Origin of the sequence: Pseudomonas sp. NBRC 111124, assembly GCF_001320245.1 — a bacterium.
Lineage (GTDB): Bacteria > Pseudomonadota > Gammaproteobacteria > Pseudomonadales > Pseudomonadaceae > Aquipseudomonas.
The window spans coordinates 1-19,849 of record NZ_BCBA01000067.1; the positions used below are offsets into that span (position 1 = coordinate 1).

General features: G+C 64.6%; 14 protein-coding genes. 6 read left to right on the forward strand and 8 right to left on the reverse strand.

Going from position 1 to position 19,849, the window contains the following annotated elements; all coding sequences use genetic code 11:
• Window positions 1-316 precede the first annotated feature (316 nt).
• The 5 genes from APH28_RS24450 to APH28_RS24470 form a co-directional block, all read right to left on the reverse strand.
• On the reverse strand, window positions 317-1,852 hold the full coding sequence (locus APH28_RS24450; RefSeq protein WP_060513045.1) for a DHA2 family efflux MFS transporter permease subunit: 1,536 nt from the start codon (window positions 1,850-1,852) through the stop codon (window positions 317-319).
• Window positions 1,849-3,042 (reverse strand): HlyD family efflux transporter periplasmic adaptor subunit, encoded by a 1,194-nt coding sequence (locus APH28_RS24455; protein ID WP_060513046.1) that lies wholly within the window; start codon window positions 3,040-3,042, stop codon window positions 1,849-1,851. Before APH28_RS24455 ends, APH28_RS24450 begins: the two co-directional genes overlap by 4 nt.
• Before the next feature lie 30 nt (window positions 3,043-3,072).
• Complete coding sequence (locus APH28_RS24460) at window positions 3,073-3,546, reverse strand: MarR family winged helix-turn-helix transcriptional regulator (RefSeq protein WP_060513047.1); 474 nt, start codon at window positions 3,544-3,546, stop codon at window positions 3,073-3,075.
• Between the two features lie 112 nt (window positions 3,547-3,658).
• Window positions 3,659-4,288 (reverse strand): response regulator transcription factor, encoded by a 630-nt coding sequence (locus tag APH28_RS24465; RefSeq protein WP_082432388.1) that lies wholly within the window; start codon window positions 4,286-4,288, stop codon window positions 3,659-3,661.
• A gap of 12 nt (window positions 4,289-4,300) precedes the next feature.
• Entirely contained in the window at window positions 4,301-5,707 is a 1,407-nt protein-coding gene (locus APH28_RS24470; protein ID WP_060513048.1) for a sensor histidine kinase, read from the reverse strand.
• Window positions 5,708-5,901: 194 nt separating this feature from the next.
• Here APH28_RS24470 and APH28_RS24475 point away from each other — a divergent pair, with 194 nt between their 5' ends.
• From APH28_RS24475 to APH28_RS24485, 3 genes are all read left to right on the forward strand, one after another.
• Entirely contained in the window at window positions 5,902-7,524 is a 1,623-nt protein-coding gene (locus APH28_RS24475) for an acyl-CoA synthetase (RefSeq protein WP_060513049.1), read from the forward strand.
• Between the two features lie 18 nt (window positions 7,525-7,542).
• Complete coding sequence (locus APH28_RS24480; protein ID WP_060513050.1) at window positions 7,543-9,312, forward strand: acyl-CoA dehydrogenase C-terminal domain-containing protein; 1,770 nt, start codon at window positions 7,543-7,545, stop codon at window positions 9,310-9,312.
• A gap of 161 nt (window positions 9,313-9,473) precedes the next feature.
• Window positions 9,474-10,481 (forward strand): FecR family protein, encoded by a 1,008-nt coding sequence (locus APH28_RS24485; RefSeq protein WP_060513051.1) that lies wholly within the window; start codon window positions 9,474-9,476, stop codon window positions 10,479-10,481.
• A 4-nt stretch (window positions 10,482-10,485) separates the two neighbouring features.
• On the opposite strand, the gene APH28_RS24490 is transcribed toward APH28_RS24485, so the two are convergent.
• Entirely contained in the window at window positions 10,486-11,805 is a 1,320-nt protein-coding gene (locus APH28_RS24490) for a Na+/H+ antiporter family protein (RefSeq protein ID WP_060513052.1), read from the reverse strand.
• Between the two features lie 198 nt (window positions 11,806-12,003).
• Between APH28_RS24490 and APH28_RS24495 the strand changes: the two genes are divergently transcribed.
• Window positions 12,004-14,148 carry a methyl-accepting chemotaxis protein gene (locus APH28_RS24495; protein WP_060513053.1) on the forward strand — a complete coding sequence of 715 codons (2,145 nt, stop codon included), beginning with the start codon at window positions 12,004-12,006 and terminating at the stop codon, window positions 14,146-14,148.
• Between the two features lie 59 nt (window positions 14,149-14,207).
• Here the strand turns inward: APH28_RS24495 and APH28_RS24500 are convergent, their stop codons facing one another.
• Window positions 14,208-16,112 carry a S8 family serine peptidase gene (locus APH28_RS24500; protein WP_060513054.1) on the reverse strand — a complete coding sequence of 635 codons (1,905 nt, stop codon included), beginning with the start codon at window positions 16,110-16,112 and terminating at the stop codon, window positions 14,208-14,210.
• Window positions 16,113-16,267: 155 nt separating this feature from the next.
• Here APH28_RS24500 and APH28_RS24505 point away from each other — a divergent pair, with 155 nt between their 5' ends.
• Complete coding sequence (locus APH28_RS24505; protein WP_060513055.1) at window positions 16,268-17,284, forward strand: ABC transporter substrate-binding protein; 1,017 nt, start codon at window positions 16,268-16,270, stop codon at window positions 17,282-17,284.
• Window positions 17,281-18,129 carry a proline/glycine betaine ABC transporter permease gene (locus APH28_RS24510; RefSeq protein ID WP_060513056.1) on the forward strand — a complete coding sequence of 283 codons (849 nt, stop codon included), beginning with the start codon at window positions 17,281-17,283 and terminating at the stop codon, window positions 18,127-18,129. The genes APH28_RS24505 and APH28_RS24510 overlap by 4 nt, the downstream gene beginning before the upstream one ends.
• 24 nt (window positions 18,130-18,153) lie before the next feature.
• Here the strand turns inward: APH28_RS24510 and APH28_RS24515 are convergent, their stop codons facing one another.
• Window positions 18,154-19,641: an aldehyde dehydrogenase family protein gene (locus APH28_RS24515; protein WP_060513057.1), complete on the reverse strand. Its 1,488-nt coding sequence runs from the start codon at window positions 19,639-19,641 to the stop codon at window positions 18,154-18,156.
• Between the last annotated feature and the right edge of the window lie 208 nt (window positions 19,642-19,849).

Here is a 19,849-nt window from a genome sequence, read left to right on the forward strand (position 1 = left end):
ACTGGGCAAAAAGTAGGCAAAAACCCCCGCTCCCATCATCCGGCCCCTACGCTGCGCTCCGGGGTCCCCTCACTCCGGCGTCTTCCGGGCCCGCGCGGCCTACGACTTGCTGCGCAAGTCTACATCTCGCGCCTTCGGCTACGCCGAAGGGGTGCTACGCACCCTGGCCCTCCAGACGCCTACGTTCGGCCTCCTGAAGTCGCACTCTGCGTCGCCTGGACAATCGCGCGCTTAGAAGCCAAAGCAAAAGCAGAGCAAGAGCAAGAGCAAGAGCAAGAGCAAGAGCAAGAGCAAGAGCAAGAGCAACACTACTGCTTCAATGCCCCGCCGAAGCCGGCCCCGCCTTCGCCGTAAACGGCGGCTTGGCCAGCCACACCAGCAAGATCAACCCGGCAAATACCCAGGTCATCAGGGTGAAATAATCAACCGTCGACATCATGTACGCCTGCGCATTCACAATCTGCTCCAACTGCGCATAGCTCTGCGAACTCGCCCCACCCATCTGCTCCAGCGTATGCCGCGTCGCCGGATCGAACGGGCTGATGTGCTCGCTCAAATACGCATGATGCTGGTCCGCCCGGCGAATCCAGATCCACGTCGTCAGCGACGCCGCGAAGCTACCACCGAGGGTCCGCAGGAAGGTCGCCAGCCCCGAACCGTCAGCAATCTGATGCGGCGGCAGGTCAGATAGCAAAATGCTCAAGGTCGGCATGAAGAACAGCGCCACGCCAATCCCCATGAACAGCTGCACCATCGCGATGTGCTGGAAGTCCACCTCGCTGGTGAAGCCCGCGCGCATGAAGCAGCTGCCACCGATTGCTAGAAACGCCAGCCCGGCCAGCACCCGCAGGTCGAAGCGGTGCGCGTACTTGCCCACAAACGGCGACATGATCACCGGCAGCAAGCCGATCGGCGCCACCGCCAGCCCCGCCCAGGTGGCGGTGTACCCCATCTGCGTCTGCAGCCACTGCGGCAGGATCAGGTTGATGCCGAAGAACCCCGCATAACCACCGACCAGCACGATGGTGCCGACCCGGAAGTTGCGGTGCACGAACAGCCGCAGGTTCACCACCGGATGGCGGTCGGTCAGTTCCCAGATGACGAAGATCGCCAGGAACACCACCGAAATCAGCGTGCCGACGATGATGAACGACGACTCGAACCAGTCCAGATCATTGCCCTTGTCCAGCACCACCTGCAACGCCCCCACGCCGACGATCAGCGTCAGCAGGCCGATGTAATCCATCGGCTGGCGGCTGGTGACCACCGGCCGCGTGCGCATCTGCTGGCGCACCACGGCAGCGGCGAACAGGCCGATCGGCACGTTGATGAAGAAGATCCACGGCCAGCTGTAACTGTCGGTAATCCAGCCGCCCAAGATCGGCCCGGCAATCGGCGCGACCACCGTGACCATTGCCAGCAAGGCCAGCGCCATGCCCCTCTTCGCAGGCGGGTAAACGGCAATCAGCAAGGTCTGGGTCATCGGGTACAGCGGCCCGGCCACCACACCCTGCAATACCCGAAAGCCCACCAGCTCCGGCATCGACTGGGCGACACCGCACAGGAACGACGCCAGCACGAACAGCAAAGTGGCCCAGATGAAGAGCTTCACCTCGCCAAAGCGTCGGCTCAGCCAGCCAGTCAGCGGCAAGGCGATGGCGTTGCTCACCGCAAACGAGGTGATCACCCAGGTGCCCTGCTCGTAGCTCACCCCCAGGTTGCCGGAAATGGTCGGCAGCGCCACGTTGGCGATGGTGGTGTCGAGCACCTGCATGAACGTCGCCAGCGACAGGCCGATGGTGGTCAGCAGCAGGCTCGGCGGCGTGAACTGCGCCGGGGCGTTGTTGCTCATCGCTGCGCCGTCTTGCCGGTGGCGCTGTTCTCGTGGATCAGCCGGGCGATCAGGTTGTCGGCCTCGACCAGCTGGCGGTCATACACCTGGGTGGTGTAGCTGGCCTGCTGCGGTGGCTGCTGGGCCAGGGTCGGGCCGCTCTGGTCGTGCAGGTCGACCTCGACCACGGTGGACAGGCCGATGCGCAGCGGGTGGTCCTTGAGCTGATCGGGGCTGAGGTGGATCCGCACCGGCACGCGCTGGACGATCTTGATCCAGTTTCCCGTGGCGTTCTGCGCCGGCAGCAGGGCGAAGGCGCTGCCGGTACCGGCACCGAGGCTGTCGACCGTGCCGCTGTACTTGACCTCGCTGCCATACAGGTCGGCGCTGATTTCTACTGGCTGGCCGATGCGCATGTCACGCAGCTGGGTTTCCTTGAAGTTGGCGTCGATCCACACCTCGTTCAGCGGGATCACCGCCATGGTCGCAGTGCCGGGCTGCAGGCGCTGGCCGAGCTGCACGGTACGCTTGGCGACATAGCCGGTCACCGGCGCCACCAGGGTAGTACGGGCGTGGTCGAGATAGGCCTGGCGCAGGTCGGCGGCGGCCGCCATCACCTCAGGGTGCGAGGACACCACGGTGTCGTCGACCAGCGCGGTGCTGGTATTGAGCTGCTGGCGAGCGGCGTTGACGGCGGCCTGGGCCACGGTCAGGTCGTCACGGGCATGGGAGATCTCTTCCGCAGCGATCGCGCCACTGTCAGCCAGCACCTTGCGCCGGTTGTAGTTCTGCTGGGCCTTCTGCAGCTCGGCCTGGCGGGTTTCCAGCTGGGCCTTGAGCGAGTCGACGTTGCTGTACAGCCCGCGTACCTGGCGCACCGTGCGCGCCAACTTGGCTTCGGCGGACTGCAAGGCCACTTCGCTGTCGGAAGGGTCGAACTGCAACAGCACCTGGCCAGCCTGCACCAGGTCACCGTCATCGGCGCCAATGCTGGTGACGGTGCCGGTCACCAGCGGGGTGATCTCCACCACGTTGCCGTTGACGTAGGCGTCGTCGGTACTTTCGTGCCAGCGCCCGACCAGGCTGTACCAGGCCCAGGTGCCGATGCCGACGAGCAGCACCAGCAACAGCAGGCCGAGCAGCCAGGCCTTGCGTTTGCCCGACGGTGGCGCGTCGGCTGGGGGAGTTGCGGTGTCTGTGGGAGTGGCCATGACAATACCTTGGAATATGCGTAACAGGGATCAACGATCGCCGAAGCGGCGGATCGTCAGAGGGTCGCCGGCACCCAGCAGGACCTTGGCCAGCAAACCTTCGAGGGTCTTCAGCTCGTCTGGCTGCAACACGCCGACCAGTTCGTTCATCGCCGCCGCGCCAATCTCCGGCAGGCGGTCGGCCAGGCGCTGGCCATCGGCGCTGAGCGCCAGGCGCACCTGGCGGCGGTCATCGGCGCAGCGGTTGCGCAGGATCAGTCCTTTCTGCTCGAGGCGGTCGAGCATGCGGGTCATCGAACCGCTGTCCAGGCCCAGGTAGCGGCACAGTTCGGCCGGGGTATCCACCTGGTACTGGGTGACGATGATCAGCACCTTGAACTGTGCGGCGGTGACGCCCTCAGATTCGAGGTGCCAGTCGAGAATGCGGTCCTTGAGGATCGCCGCACGGCCGAGCAGCATGCCGATGGCGCAAGTCTGGAAATTTTCCGGGTTGAAATGGGACATCGGAGTCTGCTCGGGTAATTGTTTAAAAATATTACTGCCTAGGCAGTGAATGTCAAAGCTTTGATTAGGGGGCTATGCAAATATTCATGAAACCGCCGTTGCCGGCGGCGTTTCACAGGGCACGCAAGCCCAGCGCCTGCACGGCCCCGCAGGCGATTGCCATGCCCACCAACTCGGCAAGGCTACCCGCCTGCAGCCGCTTCATCACCCGCCCCCGGTACAGGTCCACGGTCTTCACGCTGATGCCCAGGCGCTCGGCAATCTCGCGGTTGTTCAAGCCCTGCGCCAGCGGCACGAACACATCGCGCTCACGGGGTGTCAGGGCATCCACGCGTGCCTGCACTGCGGCCAGCACCAGGTCGTCCTGGCGCGCCTGCCCTGCTCGCTCCAGCGCCGCCTGTACGCTGTCGAGCAGCAATTGGTCGCTGTAGGGTTTCTCGATGAAATCGCTCGCCCCGGCCTTGAACGCCCGCACCACGATCGGCACATCGGCATGGCCACTGACGAAAATCACCGGTATTTGCAGGCCACGTTCGCGCAGGGCCTGCTGCACTGCCATGCCGCCCAGCCCGGGCATGCGCACATCCAGCAGCACACAGGCCGGCCCGTCGTCCACGCCGGCATCGAGAAACGCCTGGCCGCTGGCGAACGGCACGCCCTCCAGGCCCACCGATTCCAGCAACCACACCGTCGAATCACGCATGCCCTGGTCGTCGTCGACCACATACACCTTCGCTTGCACGCTGCTCTCTCCTTATCCCCGATTCACTGCCAGACGGCAGCACAACACCAACCCACCCGCCTCACCCTCACGCGCCCAAAGGCTGCCGCCAAAGCCTTCGATCAGGCTGCGGCTCATGCTCAAGCCCAGGCCCAGGCCTTCGGCCTTGGTGGTGCCGAAGGGGGTGAAGATCGCATCCAGACGCTCGGCGGCCACGCCCGGCCCCTGGTCGGCGACCTCGATCAGCACCCCGTCGCCCTCGCGCACGGCGCCGAGCAGGATACGTGACGGCTGTGAGCCATGCTGTTCGCGGTTGGCTTCTATGGCATTGCGCAGCAGGTTGAGCAGCACTTGCTCGAGCAAGACCCGGTCGGCGAACACCGCCGGCAACTGCCCGTTGATACGCAGTTCAACCGCGACCTGGTCACGCGCCGCTTCCCAGGCGCACAGGCGCAGGGCTTCGGCCGCCACTGCGGCCACCTCGACCGCTTGCAGGCGCCGCGGCCCCTTGCGCAGGAAGGCGCGCAGGCGGCGGATCACCTCGGCGGCGTGGGTCGCCTGCTCAGTGATGCGTTGCAGGCCCTGGCCGACCCGTTCACGCGCCTGCGGGTCGCGCTCCAGGCCTTGCAGGTAACGCTGGCTGGCATTGGCATAGTTGACCACCGCCGCCAATGGCTGATTCATCTCGTGGGCAATGCCCGACGCCAGTTCGCCCAGGGTGGCGAGCCGGGCGCTGTGGGCCAGGTTCTCCTGGGCCTCGATGCGCAGGGTAATGTCACGCGACACACTGACCACCTCCACCACGGCACCGGTGTAGGTCTCGCGGATCGCCCGGCTGGCGATTTCGAACCAGCGATAGCCGCCGCCCGCATGGCGGACGCGGCAGGTCGTGGTGTGGTAGCCGTCCTGGTCCAGCGCCGCAGCGGCCTGGCGCAGCACCTGGCGCCGCTCGCGCGGGTGCAGCAATGCCCGTACCGGCAGGCCGCGCAGTTGCTCCGGCCACTGGCCGAGCAGGCGGTAGGCCGCCGGCGAGGCGTCGAGAAAACGGCCGTCAGGGCTGTGCCGGGAAATGAGGTCGGTGGTGTTCTCGATGATCAGCCGATAAAGGCGCCGGGCCCGGCTGGCTTCGCGGGCGCCCTGGCGCTCTTCGCTGGCATCGCGGCAGCGCGCCAGCACCCGCTGGCCCTGGTCATCGGGTATGAAGGTCCACAGCAGAATGCGTTCGCCGACCTGTTTTTCCACCTCGGCGATTGCCCGGTGCTGGCGCAGACAGGCGCGCACCAGCGCGGCACAGTTGCCCGGCAGCCAGTCGGCCAGCGTGGCGCCAGCGCCGATCAACGCCTGCAAGGCCGGGTTGCTCGCCAAGGCACTTGCATCGGGGGCCAGCAGCACGCTGGCTTGTGGGTCCTTGGCGAGCAAGGGTGAGAGGGTCTGATCCACTGTCGGCGCTCGTTCTTATAGTAGTTTTACTATATTGCTATAGTCGATATTCCAACTACGATAGCGGTTCGCGTAAAACTGCGACAGGGGCAAGCGGCCATCGGCGCGCTGCCCGCACCCTGATCAGAGCTAACAATCAGCCACCGGGGGGCAACACGCACAGGCTGCGTCTGCCTCCTCTACAGGATTACCGTATGTCGATCTTCGCCCAGGGCCTGATGCCCGCTGCCGTCAACCACGTCGCCCTCACCCCGCTGAGCTTCATCGAACGTACCGCCGCCGTGTACGGCAATTACCCGGCCGTGATCCACGGCGCCATCCGCCGCAACTGGCGCGAGACCTACCAGCGCTGCCGGCGCCTGGCCAGCGCCCTGGCCGGGCGTGGTATCGGCCGCGGCGACACGGTGGCGGTGATGCTGCCGAACATTCCGGCGATGCTCGAAGCGCACTTCGGCGTGCCGATGATCGGCGCCGTGCTCAACACCCTCAACGTGCGCCTGGACGCCGAGGCCATCGCCTTCATGCTGCAGCACGGCGAGGCCAAGGTGCTGATTACCGATCGCGAGTTCCACGGTGTGATCGCCGCTGCCCTGGCCTTGCTCGAACACCCGCCGCTGGTGGTCGATGTGGATGACCCCGAATACGGCGAAGGCCGTGCGGTCAGCGAACTCGACTATGAGGCCCTGCTGGCCGAGGGCGACCCGAACTTCGCCTGGGAATGGCCCGAGGACGAATGGCAGGCGATCTCGCTGAACTACACCTCAGGCACCACCGGCAATCCCAAGGGCGTGGTCTATCACCACCGCGGCGCCTACCTGAACGCCATCGGCAACCAGATGACCTGGGCCATGAGCCACCGCCCGGTGTACCTCTGGACCTTGCCGATGTTCCACTGCAACGGCTGGTGCTACCCCTGGACCATCACCGCGCTGGCCGGCACCCATGTGTTCCTGCGCCGGGTCGACCCCCAGAAGATCCTCACCCTGATCCGCGAACACCGGGTCAGCCACTTGTGCGGCGCGCCGATCGTGCTCAACGCCCTGGTTAACATGCCCGACGCCGCCAAGGCCGCCATCGAACATCCGGTGCAGGCCATGGTGGCCGGTGCCGCACCGCCGGCCAAGGTCATCGGTGCGGTCGAGCAGATGGGCATCCGGGTCACCCACACCTATGGCCTGACCGAGGTCTACGGGCCGGTCGCCGTCTGTGCCTGGCATGAAGAATGGGACGAACTGCCGCTGGAGGAACGGGCGCGGATCAAGTCGCGCCAGGGCGTGCGCTACCCCACCCTCGACGGCCTGATGGTCGCCGACCCGCAGACCCTGCAGCCGGTACCGCAAGACGGCAACACTCTGGGCGAGATCTTCATGCGCGGCAACACGGTGATGAAGGGTTACCTGAAAAACCCAGAAGCCACCGCCGAAGCCTTCCGTGGCGGCTGGTTCCACACCGGCGACCTGGCCGTGTGGCACGCCGACGGCTATGTCGAAATCAAGGACCGGCTCAAGGACATCATCATTTCCGGCGGCGAGAACATCTCGACCATCGAAGTCGAGGACACCCTGTACAAGCACCACGCCGTGTTGGAAGCCGCCGTGGTCGCCCGCGCCGACGACAAGTGGGGCGAAACGCCGTGCGCCTTCGTCGCCCTCAAACCCGGCCACGACCATACTCGCGAGAGCGACATCATCAGTTGGTGCCGTGAGCACCTGGCGGGGTTCAAGGTGCCCAAGACCGTGGTCTTCGGTGAGTTGCCCAAGACTTCCACCGGCAAGATCCAGAAATACGTCCTGCGCGACCGCGCCAAGGCCCTGTGAACCGTTATCGAGCCTGACATGACCGACTACACCGCTGCGCTGCGCGACATGCGCTTCATCCTCCATGACGTGTTCCAGGGCCCTGCCCTGTGGGCACGCCTGCCCGCCCTGGCCGAACGCGTCGACGCTGAAACCGCCGACGCCATCCTTGAAGAGGCCGCCAAGGTCACCGGCCAGCTGATCGCCCCGCTCAGCCGTAACGGCGACGAGCAAGGCGTGACCTTCGACGCCGGCATTGTCACCACCCCGGACGGTTTCCGCCAGGCCTGGCAAACCTACCGTGAAGGCGGCTGGGTCGGCCTGGGCGGCAACCCCGAATACGGCGGCATGGGCATGCCGAAGATGCTCGGCGTGCTGTTCGAAGAAATGCTCTACGCCGCCGACTGCAGCTTCAGCCTGTATTCGGCGCTGAGTGCCGGCAGTTGCCTGGCCATCGATGCCCATGCCAGCGAAACGCTCAAGGCCACCTACCTGCCGCCGCTGTACGAAGGCCGCTGGGCCGGCACCATGTGCCTGACCGAGCCCCACGCCGGTACCGACCTGGGGCTGATCCGCACCCGCGCCGAACCCCAGGCCGACGGCAGCTACCGCATCAGCGGCAGCAAGATCTTCATCACCGGTGGCGAGCAGGACCTGACCGAGAACATCGTCCACCTGGTACTGGCCAAGCTGCCGGACGCCCCTGCCGGGGCCAAGGGCATCTCACTGTTCCTGGTGCCCAAATATCAGGTCGCGGCCGACGGCAGCCTCGGCATGCGCAACGCTGCCCACTGTGGCTCGATCGAGCACAAGATGGGCATCAAGGCCTCGGCCACCTGCGTGATGAACTTCGACGGTGCCAGCGGATACCTGGTCGGTGAACCGAACAAAGGCCTGGCAGCGATGTTCACCATGATGAACTACGAACGCCTGTCCATCGGCATTCAGGGCATCGGTTGCGCCGAGGCGTCGTACCAGAGTGCCGCGCGCTACGCCAACGAGCGCCTGCAAAGCCGCGCTGCCATCGGCCCCAAGGCGTCAGAGAAGGCCGCCGACCCGATCATCGAGCACGGTGATGTGCGGCGCATGCTGCTGACCATGCGCGCCCTCACCGAAGGCGGCCGCGCCTTCGCCGTCTATGTCGGCCAGCAATTGGACCTGGCGCGCTACGCCGAGGATGGCGGTGAGCGCGAGCATGCCCAACGCCTGGTCGCGCTGCTGACCCCGGTGGCCAAGGCGTTTTTCACCGACAACGGCCTGGAAAGCTGCGTGCTCGGCCAGCAGGTGTATGGCGGCCATGGCTACATCCGCGAGTGGGGCCAGGAGCAACGGGTGCGCGACGTGCGCATCGCGCAGATCTACGAAGGTACCAACGGCATCCAGGCCCTGGACCTGCTCGGGCGCAAGGTCCTGGCTGACGGCGGCCAAGCCTTGGCCAGCTTCGCCGCCGAAGTGCGGGCCTTCAGCGCCGGGGCACCGCTGCACCGCGAAGCCCTGCAAGCCAGCCTGGCGCGCCTGGAGGCCACCAGCGAATGGCTGCGGGCACGGGCGCGCGAGGACGCCAACCTGGTCAATGCCGTGGCGGTGGAATACCTGCACCTGTTCGGCCTCACCGCCTATGCCTACATGTGGGCACGCATGGCGGCGGTGGCCCAGGCCAGGCACGCTGAAGACCCGGCCTTCCATGGCGCCAAGCTGGCCTGTGCGGCGTTCTTCTTCCAGCGCCTGCTGCCGCGTAGCCTGGCCCTGGATGCCAGCATCCGTACCGGTAGCGCCAGCCTGTATGCAATGACGGCTGAGCAGTTCTGAGCCGGCCAAGGAGCGCTTCGCGTTTGCCGCGAAGCGTTCTCAAACGCTGGAAATCCCTTGCGAAACCGACGAAAAACCCACATAACTGATAGTCATTCGCCATTACCTCGGTTCTCGGGAACCCCTATGCAGGGGTAGAATGTGCAAAACCCGGAGCCACGATGAACCAAGACCGCCTCAATCCCAGCCCAGACGATGCCATTACCGACGCCGCCGCGCACTGGTGCATGCGCCTGCACGCCGACGATTGCACGCTGGTCGAACGTGAAGCCTTCGCCCGCTGGCTGGCGGCCGACCCACGTCATGCCGAGGAATACCAGGCGATGCTGGAAATCTGGCAAACCGCCGATAGCTTGCCACGCACCGCCACGGTCATCGATTTCAACCCGCCTGCGCGGCAGGTGCCACGGGCACGCAACTGGCGGCCACTGGCGTCGGCAGCAGCGCTGGCCCTGCTGGTGTTGCCGCTGGCCGGCTGGGTGGGCTGGGAGCAAGGCTGGCTGCCCAATCATTACCAGCATTTCGAAGCCGGCAACGACATGCAGACCGTGCAGTTGAGCGACGGCAGCACGGTCGAGCTCAACCTGCACACCGAACTGACCTACCTCAACTACAAGGACCAGCGTCAGGTCACCCTCAAGCGTGGCGAAGCCTTCTTCAAGGTGCAGCACGACAGCAGCCACCCGTTCATTGTCCGCGCCGGCCGCGGCCAGACCCGCGTCACCGGTACCCAGTTCAACGTCTGGAAGTACCAGGACCAGGTCAAGGTCACCCTGGTGCAGGGTTCGGTGCTGGTCAGCAGCGACGGCAGCGAGGGCGGCTACCGCCTTGGCCCTGGCATGCAGGCCAGCTACCACACGGGTGACTTCGAGCCGCAACTGGCCGAGAACAGCGATTACGACAACAGCCTGGCCTGGCGCAATGGCAAGCTGGTGCTCGACAACCTGAGCCTGGAACAGGCCCTGCCGGTGATCAACCGCTACCTCGACGCCCCGCTGCTGCTGGCCGACCCCGGCACCGGGCGCATCCGCATCAGCGGCATCTACAACACCCGCGAGGTCGAACGGCTGGTGGACAACCTGCCCAAGGTGCTGCCGATCTACCTGACCCGCAGCAAGGACGGCAGCACCGTCCTCAACAGCATCTCACCGCCACCCGACAAGGGCTGACAGCTTACAGCGTCATCGCCGCCAACCAGCCGAACGCCAGCAGCGGCAGGTTGTAGTGGATGAAGGTGGGGACCACCGTGTCCCAGATGTGATGGTGCTGGCCATCCACGTTCAGCCCCGAGGTCGGGCCGAGGGTCGAGTCTGACGCCGGCGAACCGGCATCGCCTAGGGCACCTGCAGTACCGACGATGCACACGGTGGCCAGCGGGTCGAAGCCCAGTTGCACGCACAGCGGCACGAAGATCGCCGCCAGGATCGGCACCGTCGAGAACGACGAGCCAATGCCCATGGTCACCAGCAACCCCACCAGCAGCATCAGCAGAGCGCCAATGCCCTTGCTGTGATCGATCCATTGCGCCGAGGCCTCGACCAGGCTCTTGACCTCGCCGGTAGCCTTCATCACGTCGGCAAAGCCCGAGGCGGCAATCATGATGAAGCCGATCATGGCCATCATCTTCATGCCTTCGGTGAACAGGTCGTCGGTGTCCTTCCAGCGCACGATGCCCGACAGCGAGAAGATCAGGAAGCCGACCATGGCGCCGATGATCATCGAGTCCAGCCACAGTTGCACGACGAACGCCGCGGCGATCGCCAGCCCCGCTACCAGCAGGGTCAGCGGGTTGTACTGCACACTCACCTGCTCCACCTGCTCGATGCGCGCCAGGTCGTAGTCGCGCTTCTTGCGGTAGCTGATGAACACCGCCAGCAGCAGGCCGGCGAACATGCCGGCGGCCGGGATGGCCATGGCATGGGTGACGTTGACGCCGCTGACATCGACCCCGGCGCGGGCAACATTGGCCAGCAGGATCTCGTTAAGGAAGATGTTGCCGAAGCCTACCGGCAGGAACATGTACGGCGTGATCAGGCCGAAGGTGATGACGCAGGCGATCAGCCGGCGGTCGATGCGCAGGCGCGTCAGCACGTACAGCAGCGGCGGCACCAGCAGCGGGATGAAGGCGATGTGGATAGGCAGGATGTTTTGCGACGACACCGCCACCACCAGCATCAGGCCGATCAACAGCCATTTGACCTTGCCGCCATTGGCATGGCCTTGGCGGTCGATCATGGCCAAGGCGCGGTCGGCCAGGGCATGGGCCAGGCCCGACTTGGCGATGGCCACGGCGAAAGCGCCGAGCAAGGCGTAGGACAATGCCACCGTGGCGCCGCCACCGAGGCCGCCGTTGAAGGCCTTGAGCGTGCCTTCGATGCCCAGGCCACCGACCAGACCACCGACCAATGCGCCGACGATCAGGGCGATGACCACATGCACGCGGGACAGGCTGAGTATGAGCATGATGCCGACGGCGGCGATCACTGCGTTCATGGTTTGGGGTTCCTCATAGCGGCAGACAAAAAAGCGCGCACTCTGACGGAGTGGGCCCGCGATGTCAAAAACGCCATATTGCGGCGTATTTCGCTGGCATTTTAAATTGAATGTTTGAATAAAGAAAAAATAGCCAGGGCCGATATAGGGGAGGCCCAAAAACCAAACCCTTACTGTCCAAAAAAGGGATTCACCCCCATGCCTTTGCGACAACTTTCCATTCAGTGGAAAATCACCCTGCTCGCCGGTCTCTGCCTCGCCGGTATCGTCACCCTGCTCGTCGGCCTTTCGCTGTACCGCATGGACCACAGCTCGGACCTGGTCAAGGCCAGCAGCATGCAGATGCTCACCGAAGCCGCGCAGTCGCGGATCGAGTCGCAAGGTGAAGTCCAGGCCCTCAACATCCGCCGCCAGTTCATGGATGCCTACCAGTACGGCGCCGGCTTCTCGCGCCAAGTACTGTTCCTGCGTGAACAGGCGGAAAAACGCTTCCTCGACGCCTTCGACCTGCGCGAAGACCTGACCCGCCAGGTACGCGCCGCTCTGCAGGCCAACCCCGACCTGCTCGGCCTGTCACTGGTATTCGAGCCCAATGCGCTGGACAACAAGGACAGCCTGTTCGTCGGCAAACCCGAACTGGGCAGCAACGAAACCGGGCGCTTCGCCTTGTACTGGTCGCAACCGCGCGCCGGCCAGCTGACCGCCATGGCCCTGCCCGAACGCGACATGGCCAACACCGAGATCGGCCCCAGCGGCCAGCCGGCCAACACCTGGTGGAGCTGCCCGCGCAGCACCGGCAAGGTCTGCGTGGTGGAGCCGTACTTCTATGACATCGACGGCCAGCGCGTGCTGATGACCAGCATCGTCTTCCCGCTGGCGGTGAACGGCAAGATCATTGCCACCCTGTCCATCGACATCAACCTCAACAGCCTTCAAGCCCTGAGCCAGGACGCCAGCCGCAGCCTCTACGAAGGCCGCACCACCGTCGGCATCCTCAGCCCGGTCGGCCTGCTGGCCGGCTACAGCGCCGACGCCAGCAAGCTGGCCCAGCGCTTCGACCAGGTCGACCCACGCCAGGGCGCCGAGCTGGTGCGCAAGCTGGCCACCGGCAAGCTCAGCATCCTCCACGACCAAGCCCGCCTGAAAGTCCTTGCCGCCTTCGAACCGGTCCCCGGCGCCCAGCCTTGGGGCGTGCTGCTGGATGTGCCAGAGAATGCCCTGACCGGCCCGGCCGAAGCACTCAAGCAAGAGCTGGACACCCTGAACACCAGCGGTACCTTGCTGGAACTGGGCCTTGGCCTGGCTGCCGCAATTGCCGGCCTGCTGCTGGTCTGGCTGATGGCCCGTGGCGTGACCAAACCGATACTCGGCGTGGCAGCGATGCTCAAGGACATTGCCAGCGGCGAAGGCGACCTGACCCGCCGCCTGACCTACGACAAGCGCGACGAACTCGGCGAACTGGCCGGCTGGTTCAACCGCTTCCTCGACAAGTTGCAGCCGACCATTGCCGAAGTGAAACGCTCGGTACAGGCCGCCCGCGGCACGGCCGACCAGTCCTCGGCGATCGCCACTGAAACCAGCGCCGGCATGGAGCAGCAGTACCGCCAGGTCGACCAGGTGGCCACGGCTTCCCACGAAATGAGCGCCACCGCCCAGGACGTTGCCCGCAGCGCCGCCCAGGCCGCGCAAGCCGCCCGCGAGGCCGATCAGGCCACCCGCGAAGGCCTGGCGGTGATCGACCGCACCACCACCAGCATCGATGCCCTGGCCGCCAACATGAGCCAGGCCATGGCCGAAGTCGAAGGCCTGGCGCAGAACAGTGAGAAAATCGGTTCGGTGCTGGAGGTGATCCGCTCGATCGCCGAGCAGACCAACCTGCTGGCGCTCAATGCTGCCATCGAGGCGGCGCGTGCCGGTGAAGCCGGCCGTGGCTTTGCGGTGGTCGCCGATGAAGTGCGCAACCTGGCCCAGCGCACCCAGGAGTCGGTCGAAGAAACCCGCCAGGTGATCGAAGCCCTGCAGACTGGCACCCGCGATGTGGTCGGCAGCATGGACCACAGCCATCGTCAGGCTCAGGGCGGTGTCGAGCAGGTCGGCCAGGCAGTCACTGCACTGCAGCGCATCGGCCAGGCGGTGAGCGTGATCACCGACATGAACCTGCAGATCGCCTCGGCCGCCGAGGAGCAGAGCGCGGTGGCCGAAGAGATCAATAGCAACGTCGCGACCATCCGCGATGTCACCGAATCGCTGTCCGGCCAGGCCAACGAGTCGGCGCGGGTCAGCCAGTCGCTGAACAGCCTGGCCAACCAGCAGCAGGCGCTGATGGACCAGTTCCGCGTCTGACCGGCATCGGGCCGCTACGCGGACATGCGCAGCGGCCGTTGATCAGCTCGATCGCGTTTTCACGATGCCGCGTGAAAACGCCCACCTCCCAATATCTGGTCAAGCATGACCAGCGCGCCATGCACATTAGGCCTGGCTCCCATCGGCAAGGTCTCGGTGTCGGGCTGCGTTGCATCGTCATAACCTGACGCCATTACCAGCAAGTGCATCTGGTCAGCGTTGAGGTAGATGTGATGCTGCTCCATCGCGTATGACTGGATCAGGCTCAAAGCGCCTGTCACCAGCGGCGTGGCAGATGAAGTACCGCCATAATTATCGGTGTAATCCCTGTCGTCGCCCTCTTTGTCCTGCAACTTCCCGTACGAAAGCGTAACCACGCTGTCTCCCCAGGCATTGAGCATGCGGTAACGATAGTGGTGGTTGGAGTAAGCGTGCGGCTTGCCATCCCAGGACTGGCAGGCGCCCACCAGAATAGCGCCTACGTCGCCGTGATCGACGAAAAGGCGATGCTGTGACAGATTGACCCCGTGTCCGGCTACCGTTGCGTGGCTGGCATCGGTACGGTTACTGCCATTACAGGCGGCTGCCACCACCACGGCGCCACGCTTGACCAGGCTGTCGACCATGTCTGCCCATAGCGCGTCATGCACGCTTGGAAGGAAGGTATGCAGGTCTTTCGGGTTGGCCGTCTGCCGATTGATACCGACGATGTCGCCAGGTTCGACCTGGCGCAACAATGCCTTGATCGTCAGCAGGTTGCCATCCTTGTCACTGGCCCTGTTGTCATAAAGGTACAGCTCACTGTCCCTGGACATGCCCGTGGCACCAATACCATTAGCGGTGGCCACCAGAATCCCGGCCGAGGCCGTGCCATGCCGGGGATTTTCGTTTGGGCCTTGCGCCACGATCCGCAGGTTCGGGTTATCGCGCAAGTCCTCATGATTAGAGAACAGACCGCCATCGCTGAAGTGGATTCTCACCCCCTTGCCGGTCACCTGTCCGCTCCAGGCTGGCCGCACGTTCATGCCTTGCCAGCGCCCGGTCGGTGCATCCAGGTAATGCTGCTGGTTTTCGAAGCTGGGCGTGGGCTGTTCCTCTTCGACGATCTGCTTGCCAGCCACGATGGCGACGCCGCCAATCAGCGTGATCAACCCAGCTATGCCGGCAAGTACCAAGGGGTGAGGTTCCTGAGCATCGACCTGAAACTGCAGCGTTTCGACATACTCCAGCGACGCGAGGGTGCGGGCCAGATTGACGAATGTGTCGTTGAGCATGCTGTGGGGTTGCTTCAGCAGGCAATACCTGGACAGTACCTGCAGCCGCGCTTCCTGCAGGTCCTCGCCAATGGCCAGTGGCCGAGGATCGATTACCTGCTTGAGCTTGGGCCACAGCCGCACCAGCCTGGAGTTGGAGGCCGGTTCCAGATCGGCAAGCAACTGCTCGAAACCACCTTCTGCGAAGCGGATCAGCAACGGCGGGCAAGCCTTGCCGTGCTCGATCAACGGGAGCACCGCACTTGCCTTCTTCTGGCTATCGGCAAGCGCACGTCGACGCCTTGTCGATGACGCCGTCAACGGCACGTTGTCAAGCAGGCTGCGGTTCAACTCGGCTTCGCCAACTTGCACCTGCAATGCGTCCAGATCGATGACGCCGGCAAACCCTGTAGGCCGGCCCCAAGCAGCAGCATACTTATCGAGCAGCACAACCCTGGGTCGGATTCTGTACATGCCAGCTTTGGGCTCGACCACAAGCGTGGCTGGGCAGCCATGATTGACCAGCGCCCGTGTATGCGCCTGGGAGTACACCGATACGCCCTTGAACGATACAGGCTCGTCGCCGTCGATGCGCTCGACTTCATAGCGTATGCGGCTGACCTTGTTCAGGTCGCCCCCCGTGCAGCGGATGTGGAACTTGCCGTCGAAACGGAAGTTGCGGTAGTAGACGAAGTTAAGATCCAGGGTCATTTGCGCAATACCTTTGTGTGCATGATCGGATGCCATGCGTCGTCGGATTGTTCGCCCACGCCCAAGCCACTCCCATCGCGAAGGCCTTCCTGCGGGAAGCGAAAAACCGTCGTCTACACTTGCCGCAAATCAAGCCGTGCAACCACGAGGCCCCGATGAAGAAAATCCCAACGCTGCTGGCCAGCCTGCTGCTCGCCATCGGCCTGGCCAGCACTGACAGCGCCGCCTCGGCAGAGCAAGCCAAACCCATTCACTTCGGCGCCCTCACCTGGGAAAGTGGCGCCCTGACCACTGAAATCCTGCGCCACATCGTCGAACACGGTTACGGCTACCCCACCGATACCCTCCCCGGCAGCACCGTGAGCATGGAGGTGGCGCTGGCACGCAACGACCTGCAGGTGATTGCCGAAGAGTGGGCCGGGCGCAGCCCTGCGTGGGTCAAGGCTGAACAGGCTGGCGAAGTGTTCGCCTTGGGCGACACGGTGAAGGACGCCGAGGAGGGCTGGTGGGTACCGGCCTACGTGATCAAAGGCGACCCGGCTCGCAAGCTGAAGCCGCTGGCGCCGGACTTGCACAGCGTTGACGACCTCAAGCGCTACCCGCAGGTGTTCCGCGACCCTGAGATGCCAGACAAAGGCCGCTTCCTCAACAGCCCCAGCGGCTGGACCTCGGAGATCGTCAACAGTCAGAAGCTCAAGGCCTATGGCCTCGATGGCCTGTTCAACAACTTCCGCAGCGGCTCGGGTGCGGCGCTGGACGCCGAAATCGGCTCGGCCATCCGCCGTGGCCAACCGGTGCTGTTCTATTACTGGAGCCCTACCGCACTGATAGGTCGCTACGACCTGGTGCGCCTTGAAGAGCCAGCCTTCAACCCTGCTGCCTGGGCCACCCTGACCGACCCGAAAAACTCCGACCCGAAAGGCAGCCAGTCGCTGCCAGCGAAGCTGTCGATCGGCGTGTCCAAGGCGTTTCGCGATGGCCACCCGGACCTGGTGGCGGCGTTCGAGAAGGTCAACCTGCCTATCGACCGGCTGAACAAGGCCTTGGCTGAGATGAGCGAGAAGCGTCAACAGCCCGCCGATGCCGCCAAGGCCTTCTTGCGCGCCAACCCGGATGTGTGGAGGGCCTGGCTACCGGCTGACGTTGCCGCCAAGGTCGAGGCCAGCCTGTGAGCACGGGCTTCCCCGAAGCCCTGCAACTGTCCTTCGCCGACACCATCAACCGCCTGGTCGACTGGATGGTGCTGAAGTATGGCGACCACTTGCGCAGCGTTTCCGATCAACTGCTGCAACTGCTGGTTGGCCTGGAAAACCTGCTGCGCCTGATGCCCTGGTGGCTACTGTTGCTGCTGGTTGGCCTGCTTGCCTGGCACGCTAGCCGCAGCCTGCTGCGCAGTATCGGGTTGGTAGCACTGTTGGCATTCATCGGCATGCTCGGGCTGTGGGACAAACTGCTGCAGACCTTGGCCCTGGTGCTGGTCAGTACCGGCCTGTGTGTACTGATCGGCGTGCCGCTGGGCATCCTCCTGGCCACCCGCCCGCTAGCCCGGCGCCTGCTGTTGCCGGTGCTGGACGTGATGCAGACGCTGCCGGCCTTCGTCTACTTGATCCCGGTGCTGATGCTGTTCGGCCTGGGCAAGGTGCCGGCGGTGTTCGCCACCTTGATCTATGCCTTGCCACCGCTGGTGCGGCTGACCGAACTGGGCCTGAGCCAGATCGACCCGTCGTTGCTGCAGGCTGCCCACGGCCTGGGTGCCGGCCGCTGGCAGCGGCTGCGCCGCATTGCCCTGCCGCTGGCGCTGCCAAGTATCATGGCCGGGCTCAACCAGTCGGTAATGATGGCCTTGTCGATGGTGGTGGTGGCGTCGATGATCGGTGCCCGAGGGCTTGGAGAGGATGTGTTGGCAGGGATCCAGACGCTCAATGTCGGCCAAGGGGTCGAGGCCGGATTAGCCATCGTCGCGCTGGCGATGGTGATCGATCGGATCAGCCAAGCCTACGGGCGCAGTGGCAAGTAACCGCGTCCACAAGCCTGGCGTCGATCAATACCTGATCATCACCGACTTCAACTCGGTGTAATCCTCGATGAATGCACTGCCAAACGCTCGCCCCACGCCCGAGGCCTTGGTGCCGCCAAACGGCACCGCCGGGTCGAGGAAGGTGTGCATGTTGACCCACACCGTGCCGGCCTCGATCTGCGGGATCAGCCGCAGTGCCTTGGACAGGTCGTTGGTCCACAGGCTGGCAGTCAGGCCATAAGGGCTGTCGTTCATCAGTTCGAGCAGCTCTTGCTCATTGTCGAACGGCAGCACGCAGACGATCGGCCCGAAGGTTTCCTCATGCAGCAACGGGTCATTGGCACCGTTGGCCAGCACCACGGTCGGCTCGACGAAGTAGCCCGGCCGCTCGACCGCCCTGGCACCACACACCACCGTGTTGTTGGCCTGCGCCTGCTCGAAGAAGCCGAGAATTTTCTGCAGGTGCGCAGCATTGGCCAGCGGCCCGAACTGCGCCTCGGGGTCCAGCGCCGAGCCGATCTTCATCTGCCCAAGGGCGGCGCCCAGTTTGCGGGTGAATTCCTCGACCTTGCTTTGGTGCACATACAACCGCTCGGGCGACGCGCAGACCTGCCCTTGGTGCACATAGGCCGTTTGCACGATACCCGCCACCGCGCCGTCGACATCAACATCGGCCAGCAGCGCCGCAGCATTCTTGCCGCCCAGTTCCAACGTGGCGCGGGTCAGGTTGGCGGCCATCGCCGCCTTGCCCACGGCAATGCCAGTCGGCACGGAGCCGGTGAAGGCTACCTTGGCGACGTCGGGGTGCTCGATCAGCCGCTGCCCGGCCTGCCCGCGGCCGTTCAGCACGTTAAGCGCGCCGGCCGGCACACCGGCCTCGATGGCCAGCTCAGCAATGCGCAGCAGTGTCAGCGGGGTGGACTCGCTGGGCTTGATAACGATGGTGCAACCGGTGACCAGCGCCGAGGCGATCTTCCAGATGCCGATCATCACCGAGAAGTTCCACGGCACGATCCCCGCCACAACGCCTACTGGCTCGCGCAGGGTAAACGCGGTGTAGCGCTCGCCGCCGAACGACGGGATCGAAGGCGTCATGGTCTGCCCGGTGATCTTGCTTGCCCAACCGGCGAAGTAGCGCAGGAACACCACGCTCTGGGCGATCTCCAGGCCGCGGGTCAGGTTGATCGACTTGCCCGAGCACAAGGTTTCGAGCTGTGCCAGTTCCTCGGTATTGGCCTCGATCAAGTCGGCCAGGCGGTTCAGCACCACGCCTTTCTGATAGGGCGAAGCTTCGGCCCAGGCGCCTTTGAAGGCTTGTCGCGCGCTGCGCACCGCGCGTTCGACCTCGGCTTCGCTGGCCTCGGCAACGCGGGCGATGACCGCGCCGCTGGACGGGTCATGGATATCAATCGACGGCCCCGCTTCGCCCGCCAGGTACTGGCCCTCGATGAAATGGCCATGGGGCCTGTCGAGGAACTCGACCACGGCAGGTAACAGCTGGATATCGCTCATGACATGACTCCTGGATGGCAGTGCTAAAAGTCTGTCGGCCGATCTTCAAACGCCCGCCCACCCGCCTGCCAGCCCCGCACAGCGTTTTGTCAGGCAGCCTCAAGAGAATGTCACGCTGGGCAAATCGCCGGGCTGGGCTGGGCGGCACACCGCGATCAAGGGAGTCTGCCTTGATATGTTCTGCGCCTATAAGATCGAGCGCCGCCCG